This is a genomic window from Nocardiopsis oceani, from assembly GCF_054777395.1.
On the sequence record NZ_BAAHAR010000015.1, the window covers coordinates 24,749 to 42,243 of the forward strand.

At 70.9% G+C, this 17,495-nt stretch carries 12 protein-coding genes and 1 pseudogene; 6 read left to right on the forward strand and 7 right to left on the reverse strand.

Going from position 1 to position 17,495, the window contains the following annotated elements:
* The first annotated feature begins 21 nt into the window (after nucleotides 1–21).
* Nucleotides 22–858 (forward strand): isocitrate lyase/PEP mutase family protein, encoded by an 837-nt coding sequence (locus ACYVDG_RS10640; RefSeq protein WP_460748982.1) that lies wholly within the window; start codon nucleotides 22–24, stop codon nucleotides 856–858.
* Between the two features lie 69 nt (nucleotides 859–927).
* Here the strand turns inward: ACYVDG_RS10640 and ACYVDG_RS10645 are convergent, their stop codons facing one another.
* The 6 genes from ACYVDG_RS10645 to ACYVDG_RS10670 all read right to left on the reverse strand — a co-directional run bounded on the left by ACYVDG_RS10645 (nucleotide 928) and on the right by ACYVDG_RS10670 (nucleotide 9,626).
* Nucleotides 928–1,764: an SAM-dependent methyltransferase gene (locus ACYVDG_RS10645; protein ID WP_460748984.1), complete on the reverse strand. Its 837-nt coding sequence runs from the start codon at nucleotides 1,762–1,764 to the stop codon at nucleotides 928–930.
* 108 nt (nucleotides 1,765–1,872) lie between these two features.
* Nucleotides 1,873–2,610, reverse strand: coding sequence for a hypothetical protein (locus ACYVDG_RS10650; protein ID WP_460748986.1), 738 nt, complete (start codon nucleotides 2,608–2,610; stop codon nucleotides 1,873–1,875).
* Nucleotides 2,607–5,681, reverse strand: a complete 3,075-nt coding sequence (locus ACYVDG_RS10655; RefSeq protein ID WP_460749182.1) for an SNF2-related protein — start codon at nucleotides 5,679–5,681, stop codon at nucleotides 2,607–2,609. Before ACYVDG_RS10655 ends, ACYVDG_RS10650 begins: the two co-directional genes overlap by 4 nt.
* A gap of 88 nt (nucleotides 5,682–5,769) precedes the next feature.
* The gene (gene tnpB, locus ACYVDG_RS10660; protein ID WP_460748989.1) at nucleotides 5,770–7,278 is read right to left on the reverse strand and encodes an IS607 family element RNA-guided endonuclease TnpB; all 1,509 of its coding nucleotides are present in this window, start codon (nucleotides 7,276–7,278) and stop codon (nucleotides 5,770–5,772) included.
* 132 nt (nucleotides 7,279–7,410) lie between these two features.
* A complete protein-coding gene (locus tag ACYVDG_RS10665) occupies nucleotides 7,411–8,808 on the reverse strand; it encodes an MFS transporter (protein ID WP_460748992.1) in 1,398 nt (465 codons plus the stop codon).
* Between the two features lie 8 nt (nucleotides 8,809–8,816).
* A complete protein-coding gene (locus ACYVDG_RS10670; RefSeq protein ID WP_460748995.1) occupies nucleotides 8,817–9,626 on the reverse strand; it encodes a glycerophosphodiester phosphodiesterase in 810 nt (269 codons plus the stop codon).
* 155 nt (nucleotides 9,627–9,781) lie between these two features.
* On the opposite strand from ACYVDG_RS10670, the gene ACYVDG_RS10675 reads away from it, so the two are divergent.
* From ACYVDG_RS10675 to ACYVDG_RS10695, 5 genes and pseudogenes are all read left to right on the forward strand, one after another.
* Nucleotides 9,782–10,243 carry an Rv3235 family protein gene (locus ACYVDG_RS10675; RefSeq protein WP_460748997.1) on the forward strand — a complete coding sequence of 154 codons (462 nt, stop codon included), beginning with the start codon at nucleotides 9,782–9,784 and terminating at the stop codon, nucleotides 10,241–10,243.
* 182 nt (nucleotides 10,244–10,425) lie between these two features.
* Nucleotides 10,426–12,339 (forward strand): annotated as a pseudogene (locus ACYVDG_RS10680) (S9 family peptidase).
* 477 nt (nucleotides 12,340–12,816) lie between these two features.
* Nucleotides 12,817–13,824 (forward strand): C40 family peptidase, encoded by a 1,008-nt coding sequence (locus ACYVDG_RS10685; RefSeq protein WP_460749000.1) that lies wholly within the window; start codon nucleotides 12,817–12,819, stop codon nucleotides 13,822–13,824.
* Nucleotides 13,825–13,985: 161 nt separating this feature from the next.
* Nucleotides 13,986–14,159, forward strand: a complete 174-nt coding sequence (locus ACYVDG_RS10690) for a hypothetical protein (RefSeq protein WP_460749002.1) — start codon at nucleotides 13,986–13,988, stop codon at nucleotides 14,157–14,159.
* Nucleotides 14,160–14,320: 161 nt separating this feature from the next.
* Nucleotides 14,321–16,003: a glycosyltransferase family 2 protein gene (locus tag ACYVDG_RS10695; RefSeq protein ID WP_460749004.1), complete on the forward strand. Its 1,683-nt coding sequence runs from the start codon at nucleotides 14,321–14,323 to the stop codon at nucleotides 16,001–16,003.
* A gap of 187 nt (nucleotides 16,004–16,190) precedes the next feature.
* Here the strand turns inward: ACYVDG_RS10695 and pstS are convergent, their stop codons facing one another.
* Nucleotides 16,191–17,381 carry a phosphate ABC transporter substrate-binding protein PstS gene (pstS, locus tag ACYVDG_RS10700; protein WP_460749006.1) on the reverse strand — a complete coding sequence of 397 codons (1,191 nt, stop codon included), beginning with the start codon at nucleotides 17,379–17,381 and terminating at the stop codon, nucleotides 16,191–16,193.
* Nucleotides 17,382–17,495 lie beyond the last annotated feature (114 nt).

Here is a 17,495-nt window from a genome sequence, read left to right on the forward strand (position 1 = left end):
GCCGTGGGATAGAACGTGTCCATGGACATTTCTGAAGACGGTGTGCGCGAGCGCGGTGAGCGCTTCCGCGCACTGCACCACGCTTCCGAGGCCTTCGTCGTGGCCAATGCCTGGGACGCCGGCACGGCCCGGCTGCTGTCGGGGCTCGGTTTCCCTGCCCTGGCCACCACCAGCGCCGGGCTGGCGCACGGGTTGGGACACCGGGACGGGGCAGGTCTGGTCACCCGGGAGGAAACGCTGCGCAACGCAGCGGCGGTCGCCGCCGCCACGGACCTGCCGGTGACCGCGGACCTGGAGAACGGTTTCGGCGACACCCCCGAGGACGTCGCCCGGACCGTTCGGGAGGCCGGTGGCACGGGAATCGTGGGCGGCTCGATCGAGGACACCACCGGGCACCCTGACACGCCGGTATACGAGCCGGGCCTCGCGGTGGAGCGGGTCGCGGCGGCGGTCGAGGCAGCTCGGGCACTGCCATATCCCTTCACTCTCACGGCCCGGGCGGAGAACTTCCTCCACGGCCGACCAGACCTGGAGGACACGATCCGCAGGCTGCAGGCCTTCGAGGAGGCAGGCGCGGATGTGCTGTACGCACCGGGTCTGCCGGACCCCGACGCGATCCGTGCGGTCTGCGCCGCGGTGCGGCGCCCGGTCAACGTCCTCGCTGCGGGGGCGGCGGCTCGGATGTCGGTGGCGGAGCTGGGCGCCCTCGGTGCACGCCGGGTCAGCCTGGGTTCGGGGCTCTCGCGTTCGGCGCTGACCCAGGCGGTGGCGGCGGCCAGGGAGATCGCCGAGCACGGGACCTTCGAGCGGATGTCAGGGGCGCTGTCGGGATCCGAGGTGGACCGGCTGATGGGTTAGCGCCGACGGGGCTGCCCTCGGCGCCAACACCGGTACCCGTGCCGCCGGTTCCCGGTACCGCGTAGCCAGTCAGGGTTTGAAGGCCACCCCGGAGAGCTCCCACCGTTTGATCCCCGGGTCGGTCGGGCGGAACAGCGGGTCGCGGTCGGGGTGGCGCCAGGTGGCGCAGTCCACGGTGTAGGGGGCCTGGTCGCGGCCGTCGTTCCACGGGCTGACCAGGTCCAGGCCGGAGAACACGACGGCGGCCTCCTCTGGGCTGCGCACACGGCCCCAGGGGGTGCCGAAGGACAGGATCTTTTCCGTCATCCAGGCGGCGGCCTCGGTGTCGTCGGAGACGATGTGGGAGAAGATCACGCAGGAACCGGGGGCGAGCCGGTCCATCAGGGAGCGGATCATGCCGAAGGGGTCGCTCTCGTCGGGCAGGCAGTGCAGCAGCGACACGAGCATGAGGCACACGGGCAGGTCGGGGTCGATGAGTTCCTGGGTCTCCGGGGCGCCGAGGATCTGATCGGTGTCGCGGATATCGGCCATGAGGAACGTGGTGCCGGCGCTGTCGGTGACCAAGGCGCGTCCGTGGGCGAGCACGATGGGGTCGTGGTCCACGTAGACCACGCGCGCCCTGGGGTTGGCCCGCTGGGCGACGTGGTGGGTGTTCTCGGTGGTGGGCAGGCCCGCGCCGAGGTCGAGGAACTGCTCCACACCCCGTTCGCTCACGTATTCGACGGCCCGGCCGAGGAAGGCCCGGTTGTCGTTGGCGAAGGCGACGAGTTCGGGGATCCCCGCGGCGAGCTCCTCGCAGGCCTTGCGGTCCGCTTCGAAGTTGTCTTTCCCGCCCAGCAGGTAGTCGTACATCCGCGCGATGCTCGGCGTGTCCATGTCGATGTGCGGAGGGAAGCGATCGGCCATAGAGAGGGTACCAATCAGGGCTAGTAGTGCGCGGTTATCTCCAGCAGAATCGTAACCGCGTTTCGCCCGCCTTACCGGCGATTTACGCAAGAAAGTCGGGGCGATACTTCACATCCGCCCTTCACGCGCGGGAAAGGACATCCCGGAACGGTCGAAACCGGGTAGTTCGTCGGCTACATGCCCTGGGGCGGCGGCTCTGACACGATCCGCTACCCCCTCCGGCAGGGGCGGTGGCGGCGGTGGCGACGGCTCCGCCCAGAAGGCCGCAGCCGAAAGGGGTCCGGTTGTTCGTGCCTCGGGAGCGAAAACGCGGTCGTGGGTGTCCTCGTGTTCCGGGGAAAAGCCGGTGTGATCGTCGTTGTCGAACGCCGCTTCTCGCGCCGAGGGTCCCATTGTTCCGGTAGAGAGGTCTCTGACCAGTTCCACGAGCGGCCTCCGCTCCCGGCCCGCCCACCGGGTCAGGACGAAGGGGTCCCGGTCGGCCTCGGCCCCCAGCGCGGCGGCGGTCGCGGACAGGTGGGCGCAGCGCCCCGCCCAGTGGTCGCACGAACACGTCGCCACCAGGCCGCCCCAGCCGCGGGGAACCAGGTCCAGGCCCAGCAGCGCGAACACGCGGGCCGCCGCCTCCGGCAATTCGCCGCCCAGCACACGGGCCCTGAACACCGGCTGCGAGGCCAGCGCGGCGCACACGCGTACCCACTCCTGTTCCGGCCACTCGGTCCTGATCAGGCTCGTCTCGTGCCCGCCCACCCGGGCGGTGACCTCGCCGGGACGGACCGCGATCCGCTCGACCCTGTGGCCGTCGGAACCCGCCAAGGCCTCGCCGAGCAGCTCCGACCAGCTCATCCGGCCACCGCCTCGGGCGCCATCCGCACAACATCGCGCAGGTCGTCCACGGACAACCCGCTCAGCCACTGCTCACCGGTGGCCACCGCGCCGTCGGCCAGCGCGCTCTTGCGTTCGATCATCTCGTCCACCCGTTCCTCGACGGTCCCCACACAGACCAGCTTGCGCACTTGTACGTCCCGGCGCTGCCCGATCCGGAAGGCCCGGTCAGTGGCCTGGTTCTCCACCGCGGGGTTCCACCACCGGTCCACGTGCACCACGTGGTTGGCGGCGGTCAGGTTCAGCCCGGTCCCGGCCGCCTTCAACGACAGCAGGAACACCACCGGACCCGAAGCCGTCTGGAAGTGCTCCGTCATCCGCTCGCGGTCGGCCCTGGAGGTACCCCCGTGCAACCACAGCACCGGTACCCCGATCCGGGAACGCAGGTAGGGGGCCAGCCGCTCACCCCAGCGCGCGTACTGGGTGAAGCACAGCGCCTTGTCGCCCTCGGCTGCCGCCTCGCCCAGGACCGCCTCCAACCGGTCGAGCTTGCCCGACCGCCCGGCCAGAGCCGAACCGTCCCCAAGGAACTGGGCGGGGTGGTTGCAGATCTGCTTGAGCCGGGACATCGTCGCCAGCACCAGCCCCTTGCGCTCCTTCTCGTCGGCCTCGGCCATCCGTTCGGCCATGTCGTCCACCACTGCCTTGTACAGCGAGGCCTGTTCGGGTGTGAGCGTGCACCAGGTGCGCATCTCCTGCTTCTCTGGCAGGTCGGCGATGATCGAACGGTCCGTCTTGAGCCGACGCAGCACGAACGGCCCCGTCAGGCGGCGCACCAGATCGGTGCCGTCCCCAGTGCCCTGCTCCGCCTCGGCCCGGTCGGCCACCGCGCGCTGGAAGTCGGCCGCCGTCCCCAACAGCCCCGGATTGGCGAACTCCATCACCGACCACAGCTCGCCCAGGTTGTTCTCCACCGGGGTGCCGGTGAGCGCGATCCGGGTGGCGGCGGGCAGGGAGCGCACGGCCCGCGCCTGCCGGGTCCCGTGGTTCTTCAACGCCTGAGCCTCGTCGCACACCACCCGGTGCCAGGGCATGCCCGCCAGCTCCTCGGCATCGCGCGCCACCACCCCGTAGGTCGTGACCACCAGGTCGCAGGCGCCCACGAGCCGGGCCAGCGCGTTCCCGGACGGCCGGTCCGGGCCGTGCTGGACGTGTACCCGCAGGCCCGGGGCGAACTTCTCCGCTTCGCGCCGCCAGTTGCCCACCAGCGACACGGGGCACACCAGCAGGGTGGGGCCGGGCGCCGGGCCCGCGCCGCGCTCATCGGTGAGCAGCGCCAGCAGCTGCACGGTCTTGCCCAGCCCCATGTCGTCGGCGAGCACTGCGCCCAGCCCCAGCTCACCCAGGAACCGCAGCCAGGCCGCACCGCGGTCCTGGTAGGGGCGGAGCGCGCCCTCGAAGCCCGCCGGGACACCCATCGGCCGCGGCTCGGCCTTGGCGCCGCCGTCCAACAGGGCGCCCAACGGGCCGTCAGCCACCACGTCCGCCACCGGCAGCGGGGACTCCTGCGCGCCGATCGCCGCCCGGAGCGCCTCCTCGCGGCGCACCCGGCCGCTTCGCCGCATCAGGTCCAGGGCCGCTCCGACCCGCTCGGGATCCATCTCCATCCACCGGCCCCGCACCCGGACCAGAGAGCGCTTGAGCCGCGCCAACTCCGCGAGTTCGTCCAGCTCCTCGGCGGTGAGGGGGCCGTCCGCGCCGGGGCCGCGCAGCAGCGCCTCGAAGGACACGTCGACCAGGTCGGTGGGGCTCACCCCGCCGCGTCGGCGCCGCTCGGGCTCCTCGTGCACGGTCATCCGCAGCCCGAGGGCGCTCCGACCGCTCCAGTCGGGCAAAACGACACCGAACCCGGCCGCCGTCAGACGGGCCGAGGCCCCGCCGACGAAGGCCTGCGCCGCGCCGGTGTCCATGGCCAGCCGGGCCGGGGCCAGTTCGCGCAGCGCCCGGTGGAGCGCGGGCAGGTGGCGGGCGGCACGGCGCAGGTCGGCCAGGGCGGTGGAGCCGACGTTCTCGGGCAGCCAGGCCGCACCCTCGCCCAACCACACCTGTTCCAGGGGCAGGCGCAGCCCGGGGTCGGCGGTGGAGCGCACCCAGAACTCCAGGGTCCAGGGACGGGGACTGCCCTGGGCGCCCTCGTGCTCGGGCTCGCGGAGCACGAACAGCAGCTGGGCCCGGCCGCCGCCGCGCACTCGGGAACGCCATGCGCGCAGGGGCCCGCGCAGTGCCCGCGCCGTGTCCTCGTCGACGCGGGTGCGGTGCCCGGTGAGCGCGGTCGCCAACCGCGCTGCAGGTGCCTGCTCGGGGGCGGGCACGGGGGTGTCTTCGGAGGCGTTTGCGGCCGAGTCGTCTGCTCGGGCCCAGACCACGGCCATCCGACGGGCGGCGGCGTCGGTGAGCAGTTCCAGTGGAGCCAGCACACAGGTCCGCGCCACCTCTTCCCGCGCCGCTCTGTCGCGCACTGAGCCGCCCCGGCCCGGCACCTGCAGGTGGGCGGAGGCCGACGGCGGCAGGGCGTCGGTGAGCGCCGCCAGGTGCTCCTCGGCGCGGTCCAGCGGCGCGGGCCGCCAGCGCGCTCGCGGCGGCGAACCCACCAGGTCGGGAAGGACACCGCCCGCGCGCACCAGGTGTTCGGCGAAGGCGTGGATCGCGCGTAGGTGGGTCAGGGCGGGGCCGACCCCGCAGGGCAGCTGTTCGAGCGCCCCCAGGAGCGTGTCGGCCTCGGCCGAGGACAGTTCCAGGGCCGTGACCCGCCAGGGCAGGAGCGCCGCGGGGGAGGGGTCGGTGGAGCCGGACGGCGCCGGGGCGTCGCCGTCCGGTGTGGCGGTACTGGGCAGCGACAGCACGAGATCGGTGGTGTGGACCGTGCCCGGGTCGAGCCCGGCCTTGGCCACCGCCTCACGCAGTTCCGTGACACCCGCACCGAAGGGGTGCGCCCCAGGGGAGCGTCGCGCGTCCCCGTCGGGAACACCCGGTTCCCCCTCGCCCCAGAGCAGCAGCGTGTCCCTGGACCACACACCGTGCAGAACCCGCACCGTAGCGCCCGCCAACCCATACCGTTGCTGATGTCTTATGCAAACATCAGCATCCCGTGCATTTCTGTACGAAAGGTCCGTGACGGTGTCACCACAACCTCAGTTGGGTGTCCTGACGACGGTGTCCCGCTTCCTTCCGCCTGTGCGGTCTTGCGCCACCAGCCCGCCCCGCACCCGCCCTGCGGCGGGTGCGGGTAGTGCGGGTCTTACGGTCGGCTCCACGGGCCTTCGGAGCCCTCGCTCCCCGGTCTCCGGCCACTCCGGTACCGGTACTGCCCACCTGCGCCGCCAAGGCGGCGAGGTTGCGTGCTGCGTTCACATCCCGATCCAACATCAGGGGACACTCGTCGCAGTCGAACACCCGGACGTGCAGTGGCAACTTGGCTTTCGTCGCCCCGCACCCCGAGCAGGTCTTACTACTGGCAAACCACCGGTCGGCCACCACCAGGCGCCCACCGTTCCAGGTGGTTTTGTAGTCCAGTTGGCGGCGGATCTGACCGAACCCCGCATCCTGGATGCGGCGGGCCAGACGGCGGTTCTTGACCATCCCGGCCACGTTGAGGTCCTCCACCACCACCGTGCCGTACTCCCGCGCCACACTGGTGGTCAGGTGGTGCAGCGCGTTGGTGCGCAGGTTCGCTACCCGGTGGTGCACCTTGTTGCGGGCCCGGTTGGCCTTGACCCACCGCTTGGAGGGAGGGCGCCCGGTGCGCCGGTCCGGACCCTGGCGACGCGACACCCTCCGGCAGGCCCGGCGCAGGTCGGTCAGTGCCCCCTCCAGGTGGCGGGGGTTGGCCACCTGCCACACCCCACCATCGGTGTCGGCGACCACCGCCAAAGACTTCACCCCCAGGTCCACCCCGGCCACCCCCTCCGGCCGGGCCGGGACACGGGGGGCGCGTTCGATCTCGACCTGGAAGGACACCTGCCACCGCCCCCGCCGGTGCGAGACCGTGGCCGAGAGGATCCGCGCGGTGCCGTTGGCCAGGCGGCGGTGGAGTTTGCGGGTGGACTCATGGGTGCGCACCCGCCCCACCACCGGCAGCCTCACGTGGCGGCGGGTGTCCTCGCACCGGATCGCACCGGTGGTGAACCGGCACGACAGGGGCGCCCGGTGCTTGGACTTGGGCCGCGGCACCCCCACCTTCGGCCCTTTGCGATCGCCCCGCTTGGCGGCGGAGTAGCCGTCAAAGGCAGCCGCCGCGTTCGCTATGCCGGTGTTGTAGGCCTCCTTGGAGTTGTCGGCCCACCAGGTGGCGAACCGGGGATCTTCCCTCTTGGTGGCGTTGAAGGCCCGCCGCAGGGCGGGCAGTGACCAGGACCGCCACGGGGTGCGCTCGGACTCTGCGATGCCGTAGGAGGCCTCGGCCTTGCGTTGGTCCCAGGTGGCCAGGATGTGGTTGCGGGCCCAGTTGAAGGCCGTCCGGGCGGCTCCGCAGTGCGAGCGCAGCCGCTGCTCGGTCTCGGCGCCGGGGTCCAGGGCGAAGACGTAGGCCTGGACCGCGTGCCCGGGGCGGGGCTGAAACCCCCGCTTGTTCTTGCGCTTCTTCTTGCCTTCAGGCTGCTGGTCGGCTTGGTGTGGGGCGGTCTCGGCCACGGGTCCCACCCCCTCCCGGTGTCTCGTTCACACGTTCGAGAAAGACGTTAGCGGAGCGGGCGGGCCGGTGTGGGCAGAATCCGCGAGTTCCCCTGATTCTTTTCCCAAGGGGGAACCGGTCCGAGGGCGGCGTCAAAGGTTGCCGGGTACCTCGTTGCCGACCGCTTCGATGCCCTCTTTGAGGTTGGTCCACCACAGCAGCAGGCCTCCGATGATGAAGAACACCACCAGGGAGAAGATGGCGGTGCGGAAGCCGCCGGTCAGGTTGACGACCAGGGTGATCGAGGCGGCACCCAGCAGCACCGACCCCCGGTCGGCCAGCTGGAAGAGGCTGAAGTACTCGGCCTCGTGCCCGCGCGGGATGAGCAGCGAGTACAGCGCCCGCGCCAGCGACTGCGTGCCGCCCAGAACCAGCCCGATGCCGGCGCCCAACAGGAAGAACAGCAGCGGGTCGTTCGGGGGCAGGTAGTAGCCGGCCGTGACCAGGAAGCACCAGGCGACCAGGCCGGCGAGAACGGTGTTCTTGGTGCCGAACCGGCGGCCGATCCAGCCCATGATCAGGGCGCCGGCGAAGGCGACGAACTGGATGAGCAGGATGGTGCCGCTCAGCACCTCCAACGGCAGTTGCAGATCCTGGCTGGCGAAGCTGCCCGCGAAGTAGATGACGGCCTGGATGCCGTTGTTGAACAGTACGAACGCGATCAGGAACTTCAGCGTGTTGGGGAAGCGCCGCATCTCGCCCAGCGTGCGCAAGTACTGCTTGAGCGAGGACCCCAGTTTGGGAGCCCCCGGGCCGGCGGCGAGTTTGCCGTAGCGGTTGCGCAGCAGCCGGATGCCGATGACGGAGAATCCCAGCCACCACACGCCCACCGAGGCGAAGGCGATGCGCACCGCGTGGTCCTCCGCCACACCCAGGTCCTCGGCGAAGGCCAGCAGACCCAGGTGTGCGGCGAGCAGGATCCCCCCGCCCAGATAGGCCATCGACCACCCGGTCACTGAGACGCGGTTGCGTTCCTCGGAGGTGGCGATCTCCGGCAGGAAGGCGTTGAACACCACCAGGGACATCCCGTAGAACGTGTTGCCCACGATGAACAGCAGTGCCGCGACCTGGTAGTCGCTGGTGAAGTACAGCGAACTCACGCACAGCGATCCGATGGCGGCCAGCCAGAACAGCCACCGCTTCTTGTATTGGGTGTGGTCGGCCAGTGCCCCCACAACGGGCAGCAGCACCAGCAGCAGGATCCCCGCAACCGTGGTTACCAAGGGATGCAGCGAGTTCGGGTGCACGCTGAACCACTCGACCCCGAGCGGGTAGAGGAGCAGGCCCGGTTGGGAGCAGTCGTCGCCCGCGCCCGCCTCCGCGCAGGCCAACCCCGACAGGTAGGGGCCGATGAGGACCGTGACCACCGAGGTGATGAACACCTGGTTGGCCCAGTCGTAGGTGTACCAGCCGCGCTGCTCGCGCCTGCGCTGCTTGGGGTCGGGCGACGGCGAGTTGTCCGCCGCCGGGGCAGAGGGGGTCGTGGACATGGAGGGGATTATCCGTTCCGGGTGGGGTTGCCGGGGTTCCAGCGGCCGCGCCTGACCAGGAGCTCGCGCAGTGCGGTCGTGTTGTCGGTGACGATCCCGTCCACACCCGCGTCGAGCAGCCGCTCCATCACTTCGGGCGTGTTGATCGTCCACACGTGGACCTGCATGCCGAGCCGGTGCGCGGTGCGGATCACGTCCCGGCTGAGCAGGGGGAAGCCGTTGTGGCTCAGCGGGATCTGGGCGCAGACCGGGACGCGGCTGGCGGCCGGGCGCAGCAGCGGGGACAGGGAGGCCAGCCGGAGCCGGGCCACGTCCACCGGTCCGCAGGAGGTCGCCACACGGGGGCCGAAGAGGTGGCGGGCCCGGTTGAGGCGGTCTTGGTCGAAGGAGCCCACGCACACCCGGTCCCAGGCGCCCGTGCGGCGGAGCACGTCCAGCAGGGGCAGGACGGCGCCGTCCGACTTCAGGTCGATGTTGAACCGGGCTCCGGGCCAGGAGCCGATCAGGTCCTCCAAAGCGGGCACCGGTTCCTTGCCCGCGACCCGGGCTCGGGCGACCTCGCGGTGGGGCAGCGCGGAGATGGCACCGACCCGGTCGGTGGTGCGGTCCAGGGTGTCGTCGTGGAAGGCCATGAGCACGCCGTCGCTGGTGGCGTGCACGTCCGTCTCCAGGTACGTGAAGCCGAGGTCGACGGCGTGCTGGAAGGCCACTGCGGTGTTCTCCAGCTCAGTGCGCCGCGCGCCCCGGTCATCGGTGAGCCACCCGCCCCTGTGGGCGAGGGCGACGGGCACGGGGGAGGAAAGGTACGCGTGTGTCACGTCTGCAGTATGCCGGTTGTGGGGCGGCGGCCGCTCGTCTGCGGCACGCCGTGTTGGATAGGCGAAAAAGCTGGTATTCCAGGTGGCACGAGTGCCCTCCTCACGGCTCCTTGTAGGGGGAAGGGTTTCGTCTCCCCCTCGGAAGGGATCTGTTCATGTCGTACACCCCCGACGGCCTCCCCTGCCAGCGTGCTCTCTGCAACCGTGCGCCGTCCGCCGCCTGGCGGCCGGCGCGGACCCCGGCGCGGACCCCGCGCCGCGGTATGTCCGTGGGCCGGTGCGGGGCGCCGGTCCTGGCGGGCCACCGGACCCCCGGTGACGTGCACCGGCTGGCCCAGCAGATGGCCGAGGTCCTCGTGGGCCGACGGGCCCCGGAGGTACTTCGCCACCACGTGACGGTTCCGGTCCGGGAGGAGCTGCGCCGCCTCCGGGGCACGGTGAGCTGCGCGTTGGCGCCCCGCTTGGCCCGGGTGTTCCACCAGCCGCTCGGGGCGGGTGCGGTGGAGGCCAGTGCCGTGATCGACTGCGACCGGCGTACGCGGGTGTTCGCCTTCCGGCTCCGCAGGGAGGAGGGGCGCTGGGTCTGCACCCGCCTGGAGACCGATCTGAGGCGATGAGGGTCGGAGCACCGACCCGCTGACCGAAAGGCCAAGTAAGGCTGGATTTGCCCTTTATCGCGTCGATAGGGTCCCGGTGGGATCACCCTCTGACCGGGACCTCTCCGGCTAGATGTATTCCCAGCACCCGATGGGAAGGAGGAGGCGGACCGTGCACCCCTGAGCACGGCCGCCACCCGAGCATGAAACCCGCTGACATCGCTTACCTGCACAGTCTCAGCGCACCGTCACTGTCCCCGGACGGTGGCCGAGCGGTCTTCGCCGTGACCCGGCCGGACCTGAAGGAGGACGCCTACCTCGGCTCCCTGTGGAGCGTGCCCACCGACGGCGCCGAGAAGCCCAGACAACTCACTCGGGGAAGCCGGGACGGTGCCCCCGCCTTCTCGCCCGACGGCCGGTGGATCGCCTTCCTCCGGCCCGACGAGGACAAGCGCCCCCAGATCCACGTGCTGCCCGTCGACGGCGGCTAGCCGTGGAAGATCACCGACCACCCCTTGGGCACGGGCCAGTTCACCTGGAGCCCCGACTCGACCCGGTTGGCCTACAACGCGCGCGTGCCGGAGGACGGGCGCTACGTGGAGGGCGCACCGGACAAGGAGCCGCCGCGCCGGATCACCACCTTCAAGTACCGGATCGACAACATCGGCTTCACCGTCGACCGGCCCCAGCACATCTTCGTGAGCGCCCCGATCGACCCGTCGGGGGAAACCGGCGAGGGGGAGACGGGCGAACCGATCCGGGTCACCGAAGGCGACCGGGACCACGGCCGTCCTCTGTGGACGCCGGACGGCACCGGCCTGGTGTTCGACGGCGCGCTGCACGAGACCCGCGACACCGACCTGATCCAGGACGTGTGGACGTGTGCCCCGGAGGCTGGGGCCCGACCGCGCAGAATCACCCGGGGCGACCTGGGTGGGCGCGCCGTGAGCCTGTCCGAGGACGGCGCCACGGTGTACTTCCTCGCCGACGACTTGGGCCCCGACGGCGGCGACTTCGTGGGCAGGGTCAGCGGACTGTGGTCGGTGCCCTTCGACGGTTCCGCCGCTCCCCGGCGTCTCACCGGCACCGAGGACCCGCGCATGACCGCGAGTACGCAGGCCACCGAACAGGGTGTGCTGGTCGCGGGCGAGAACCGCGGGGCGGTCGAGCTCTACCGGGTCACCCCCGAGGGTGAGCTCTCCACTCTGCTGGGCGGGCACGTCGAGGTCCAGGGTTTCGACCACGCCAACGGCGTGACCGTGGCGGTGGCCGCGGGCGAGCGGGACAGCGGCGAACTCTACGTCCTCACCCGGGACGGCACCCGGGCCCTGACCTCCTTCACCAGCGAGTCCCTGGACCCGGTTCCGGTGACTGAGCTGACCGCACACACCGCCGACGGCCACCCGGTCCACGGGTGGGTGGCGGTGCCCGAGGGCGAGGGGCCGCACCCGGTCCTGCTGATGATCCACGGGGGTCCCTTCGCCCAGTACGGCTGGCAGCTCTTCGACGAGACCCAGGTCTACGCCGCCGCCGGGTACGCGGTGGTGTACTGCAACCCGCGCGGCTCCTCCGGTTACGGCCAGGAGCACGGGCGGGCGGTCATCGGTTCGGTGGGCGCGGTCACCGCGACCGACCTGCTGGCCTTCCTGGACCAGGCACTCGAGGACGAGCGCTTGGACGCCTCCAGGGTGGGTGTCATGGGCGGCTCGCACGGCGGGTTCATGACCACGTGGATCGCGGCCCACCACGGGGAGCGCTTCCGGGGCGCGATCAGCGAGCGCGCGGTCAACGCGATCGAGAGCATGCACGGCTCCTCCGACATCGGGGCCTACTTCCCGGGGCCGCTGTACGGTCCCCCAGAGACCTGGCCCAAGGAGAGCCCGCTCACGTACGCGGACCAGATCGACAAGCCCTTCCTGATCATCCACTCCGAGCAGGACTGGCGCTGCCCGCTCGAACAGGCCCAGCGCCTGTACGTGGCGCTCAAACGGCGCGGGCACGAGACCGAGATGCTGGTGTTCCCGGGTGAGGGGCACGAGTTGACGCGCTCGGGCCTGCCCAGCCACCGGGTGTCCCGGTTCGAGGCGGTCTTGGACTGGTGGGGTCGCCACCTCTGATGTCCCGGGGTCGGGCGCGCACCCAGCCCGACCCCTTCCCTGTTTCACTGTGATACGCATCACGGTCAACTGGGCGCTTGGTCGGGTTTTGGCGTGCCCTCCTCGGGAAGAATGCGCCCTCACTCGCGCCCACTGCGGGCTTCCCGTGCTCGACGCGTCCAGTGCAGGTCAGGTGGGTTGCCCAAGCGAAGGTAACGAACGGGTCGCGTTCAGTCCGAGTGATGACCTAGTGTTCCCCTCAGGTCGGAACGTCCCAGTTCGTCACCACCAGGGTGACAGCGTCTGACTTTCCGTTGCACTCTGCTCAACAGCTGTCCTTTTCCCAGGAGCAGAGGCCGTCACAACGCCCGGCGACTTCTTGCGGCCCTTCTCGCCGCCGCCGGATCCCCTGAACACGTGTTCCCACGCCGTCCCTCGGCGTGCCTTCGGGATGCCCATGTGTCGGTAAACGGGTGTGGGAGAAAGGCAGTCGGTGCTTTGACTCGCAACCCCGAACCCCGACGTCGCCTCGCGACGGTCGGCTTCGTCGCCCTCGGCGCCGTGGTGCTCTCCTCCGGTGTCGCGCTGGCTGAGCCCTCGGAGTCCGAGGCGCGTGAACGCTACGAAGAGCTCGAGGAGGAGCTCTCCGTCCTGAACGCCGCCTACAACGACGCGGAGGAAGACCAGGCCGCGGCCGAGGCCCAGCTCGAGGACCTCGAGGAGCAGCTGGAGGACGCGCAGGAGGACTTGGACTCCGTGTCCGGTCAGATCTCCGTGATCGTGCAGAGCGTCTACCGGGGCGCCACGCACAACCCCATGGACGTCCTGTTCGGCGGCGACGCCGACAGCGCGCTGAAGAACATCGCCGACCTGAACTACCTTTCGGAGAGACAGCAGACGGTGCTCTCCGATTACGTGAGTGACGTCGAGCACGCCGAGGAGCTGCACGGCGCCGCCGAAGCCTCCGAGGAGGCCGCGGCCGATGCCCTGGAGGCAGCCGAGGCCGCCATGACCCAGGGCGAGAGCGCCCTGGACGAGCAGGCGGAGGTTCTCGAGGATCTCGGCGGGGTCGACCCGACCGCCGGCGAGGCCACTCAGGCCTCGAATGACGGCGGTTCCTCCGGCGGGGACGCCGCCGTCTCCGGTGACGTCCAGGCCGTCCTGGACTTCGCCCGTGACCAGATCGGCAAGCCCTACGTCTGGGGCGGAACCGGCCCGGACGGCTTCGACTGCTCCGGCCTGACCCAGGCAGCCTGGGCCGAGGCGGGCGTGAGCCTGCCCCGCACCACCTACGACCAGGTCAACGCCGGAACCCCGGTCTCCCGTGACCAGCTCGAGCCGGGTGACCTGCTGTTCTTCTACAGCGAGTCGTCGCCGAGCCACGTGGGCATCTACTCCGGAAACGGCAACATGATCCACGGCTCCAACCCGTCCAAGCCGCTGGAGGAGATCGACCTGGCCTCCTACTGGGACAGCGTCTTCACCGGCGCGGTCCGCCCGGGCTAGGTGTTCTGCCCTGAGAGCTAGCAAGAGGGGCCGTCGGGGCCGGTGCGCGAACACCGGCCCCGGCGCCCCGTTCTGCGCGCCTCGCGGCTCGTTGAACGCCGGGGCCCGGTGAGACTGGGCCGGGGTTCCACCGGCGCAGGTGGCCGCGTATCCTACGGCCCATGGGTCGTCTACTTCTCAGGGTCGCCGCGGCTATCGCGGCCGTGATCGTCGTTTTCTGGCTGCTGTCCGTGATCATCGGCCTGCTGGTGTGGGTCGTCATGATCGGTCTGGTCGTCGGTGTCATCTTCCTCGGGGTCCGGATGCTGAAGTCCGACTCCGGCCCGCGGAGCTGACCCCGGTCCCCGCCGACGCGGGGACGGATCCGGGTGTTCGGGATATCCGGGCAGCCGCGGTGATGTGACACATCGGGCAGAACATCTCACGCTGTGTAGGCAAACCTCGCTATAGTGACTGTGTGTCACTGAATAAGCACGTAGGGTCCCACATTGATGGGGTGTCGCACCGAGGCCGGGTGGAACGCGTCACCACCCGCGTCTACCGCAACGACTGGAGTGCGCTGACACCCCCCGCGACCGGCTGCTGGGCACCGGAGCTCAGCGTCAGCGTCGTCATCCCCGCCCGGGGCGGACAGGACCGCCTCGACCTCGCCCTGGCCTCCCTCTCCGTCCAGACCTACCCGGCACACCTCCTCGATGTCGTGGTCGTCGACGACCACTCCTCACCACCGCTCCGGCTGCCCGAACAGCGCCCGGAACGGTGCCGCGTCGTGGCCGCGCCCGACGGCGGCTGGGGTGCCGGTTACGCCCGCGCCTACGGTGCCCACACCAGCACCGGCGACATCCTGCTCTGGATGGACGCCGACATGGTCGCCTGCCCCGAGTTCGTCGAGGCCCAGGCCCGCTGGCACCACACCCACGCCGAATGCGTCACCCTCGGACGCATCCGCTTCACCGACACCGAACCCCAAGGCCCCGCGGACGTGCTCTCCGCGGCCCGGTCGGGCAACCTGCACCGGGAACTCGACACGGGTGGCCGCCACGGATGGGTCGAACACCTCCTCGACCAGACCGATCACCTGCGCGACGCCGACCACCTGGGCTTCCACGCACACGTGGGCGCCGCGGCGGCCGTCCGGCGCACCCTCTACGAGGCGGCGGGCGGCGTCGACCCCGACCTCGACCTCGGCCAGGACACCGAGTTCGGCTACCGGCTGTGGCAGGCCGGGGCGGTCCTGGTCCCCGAACGCACGGCCACCGCCTGGCACGTGGGCGCGGCCTCCACAGCCCGCACCCGCCTGCCCTCGGAACGCTTCCGCACCGAGGTCCTCGCCGAACTCATGCCGCACCCGCACGCCTACCGCGAACGCGTTCCGGAACCGCGCCGCCGGACCCCGCTGGTCCACGCCGTCGTGGACGTGGACGGAGCTCCCTACCACCTTGTGCGCGCATGCGTGGACCGACTCCTCGCCAGCACAGAGACCGACCTGGCCGTGACCCTGGTCGCCGACTGGGAGTGCGCCGAGGCCGCCCCCGGCGGGATCGACGGCCCCCACCTGGACCTGCGCCTCGTCCAGGCCAACTACCTGCGCGAACCCCGGCTCTCCTTCTCCTCCAGCGTGCCCAAGACCGGCTTCCCGTCGCCTTTCCTCCTCCAGCTCCCCGTCGCCTGGGGGCTGGGCGAGGTCGCCCTGTCCCGCCTCCTGGCCAGCACGGAACGGGCCCGCGCCGGGCTCACCGAGCTCTTCCTCGCCGCCTCACCGACCCGCGACGCCGGGGTGCGGCTGTGGCGCACCCGTGCCCTGGCCCGCGCCATGCGCGTGTGCGGAGAGGACGAAGACCTGGCCGACGTGGTCGCCGAACTGCACGGCCGCTACCGCATCCACGGCGGCGAGGACACCCTCACCGACCTCACCCAGTACCGGCCACCCCCGCCGCGCCCGGCCCCTCGGGAACAGGGCCCTGACCGAAGCGAGGACACCGAACACCCGCGGGAGGAGTACCCCCTCCAGAGCGGCGGAGCAAGGGACGGCGAGGAGGACGGGGAGAGGGACGGTGAGCCCGAGCTGGACGCGTACCCGGACCGGCCGCGGCACCGCGGTCTCCGAGCGCGGCTGCGTTCCCTCTGGTACCGGGCCTGCCGCGCCTCCGGCCGGGAGATGCCCGGGCCCGACGACTGAGCACGGCGGCGGACCGGAGGCCGCCGTTCCGGCCGGGCACCGCGGCCCCGGAGGCCGCCCGGTCCTGACCGGGGTCAGCCGCTCTGGCCGTTCCCGACCGCTTCCGGAACGCGCAACGGGCGTGCCACGACCGCGGCACGCCCGCAACCCCGAGTCCCGTCGGGCACTCGTCCTCACCGGGAACGGATCAGGAACCGATCGCGTCGATCGACTCCAGCAGGTCGGCACGCAGGGAGTCGTCGATCGGGGTCGAGTCGGTCTCGTCGGAGGCCTCCTGCTGGCCCTCCTCGCTCACCACGTACTTCAGGAACGCCTTGACCCGCTCGGCCTCGTTCTCGTCCGGGTACTCCAGGCACACCGTCTCGTAGGCCACGAGGACCAGCGGGTAGCTGCCCGGCTCGGTGGTGCCGAAGTCCAGGTCCAACGCCAGGTCGTACTCGCTGGTGTTGTCCTCGCGGCGCGGGGATTCGGCCACGACCTTGGCGGCCGCTTCCGGCGAGATCTCGACGAAGTCGTCACCCACACCGATGTCGGCGGTCGGCAGACCGTGCAGGTGGGACATCTCCACGTAACCGATGGCGCCGTCGGCCCGCGAGACCGTGTCGGCGATGCCGCTGTTGCCCTGCGCCGACTCACGCGGGGTGATCGGCCACTGGCCGTCGGCCTCGTGCGGCCACGAGTCGGGCGCCGCCTCGGACAGGTAGTGCGTGAAGTTCTCCGTCGTACCGGAGTCGTCGGCCCGGTTCACCTGGGTGATCGCCAGGTTCGGCAGATCGAGGTCGGGGTTGTCCTCCGCGATCTCCGGGTCGTCCCAGTGCGTGATGTCCTGGTTGAAGATCCGCGCCACCGTGTCCGGGCTCAGGTTGATCGAGTCGATCCCCTCCAGGTTGAACACCACGGCGATGGCCACCACGTAACCGGGGAGGTTGATGGTGTCGGACTCGCCGCAGCGTTCCCGGGCGTCGACGTTCTCCTCCGGGTCCATCGGCGCATCCGTCCCGGCGAACGTCACCGCCCCGTCGATGAACTGGTTGCGGCCGCCACCCGACCCGATCGAGTCGTAGTAGACGCGCGCGTCCTCACAGGCCGACTGGTAGCCCGCGATCCACGTCGTCATCGCGTTTTCCTGGGCGCTGGACCCGGACCCGTGCAGACTCCCCGAGAAGCACTCCAGATCGTCGGGGACGGCCGGGGCGGCCCCCTCGACGGCGTCGTCGCTGCCGCAGGCGGTGGTCGCCAGCAGCAGTCCGGCCAACGCGGCCGAGGCGGCGCCCCGGTAGGCGCGGGAGCCGCGGCGGGTGCGGTCCTGGGTGCGGGTGCGCTTGTTGGACGGGAGCACGCTGCCTCTATCCCCTTCGTCGGTGTCGGTGGTCCTCATGGTCACCACCGCTCGCAGCCGGTCCTCGGCGCGTTGTCGCTGGTAATGGAAGACCGCCGAAGAATTTAATCATTTCGGGGCCACCTGTCCCAACGCGGGTGTGTGCGGAACCGG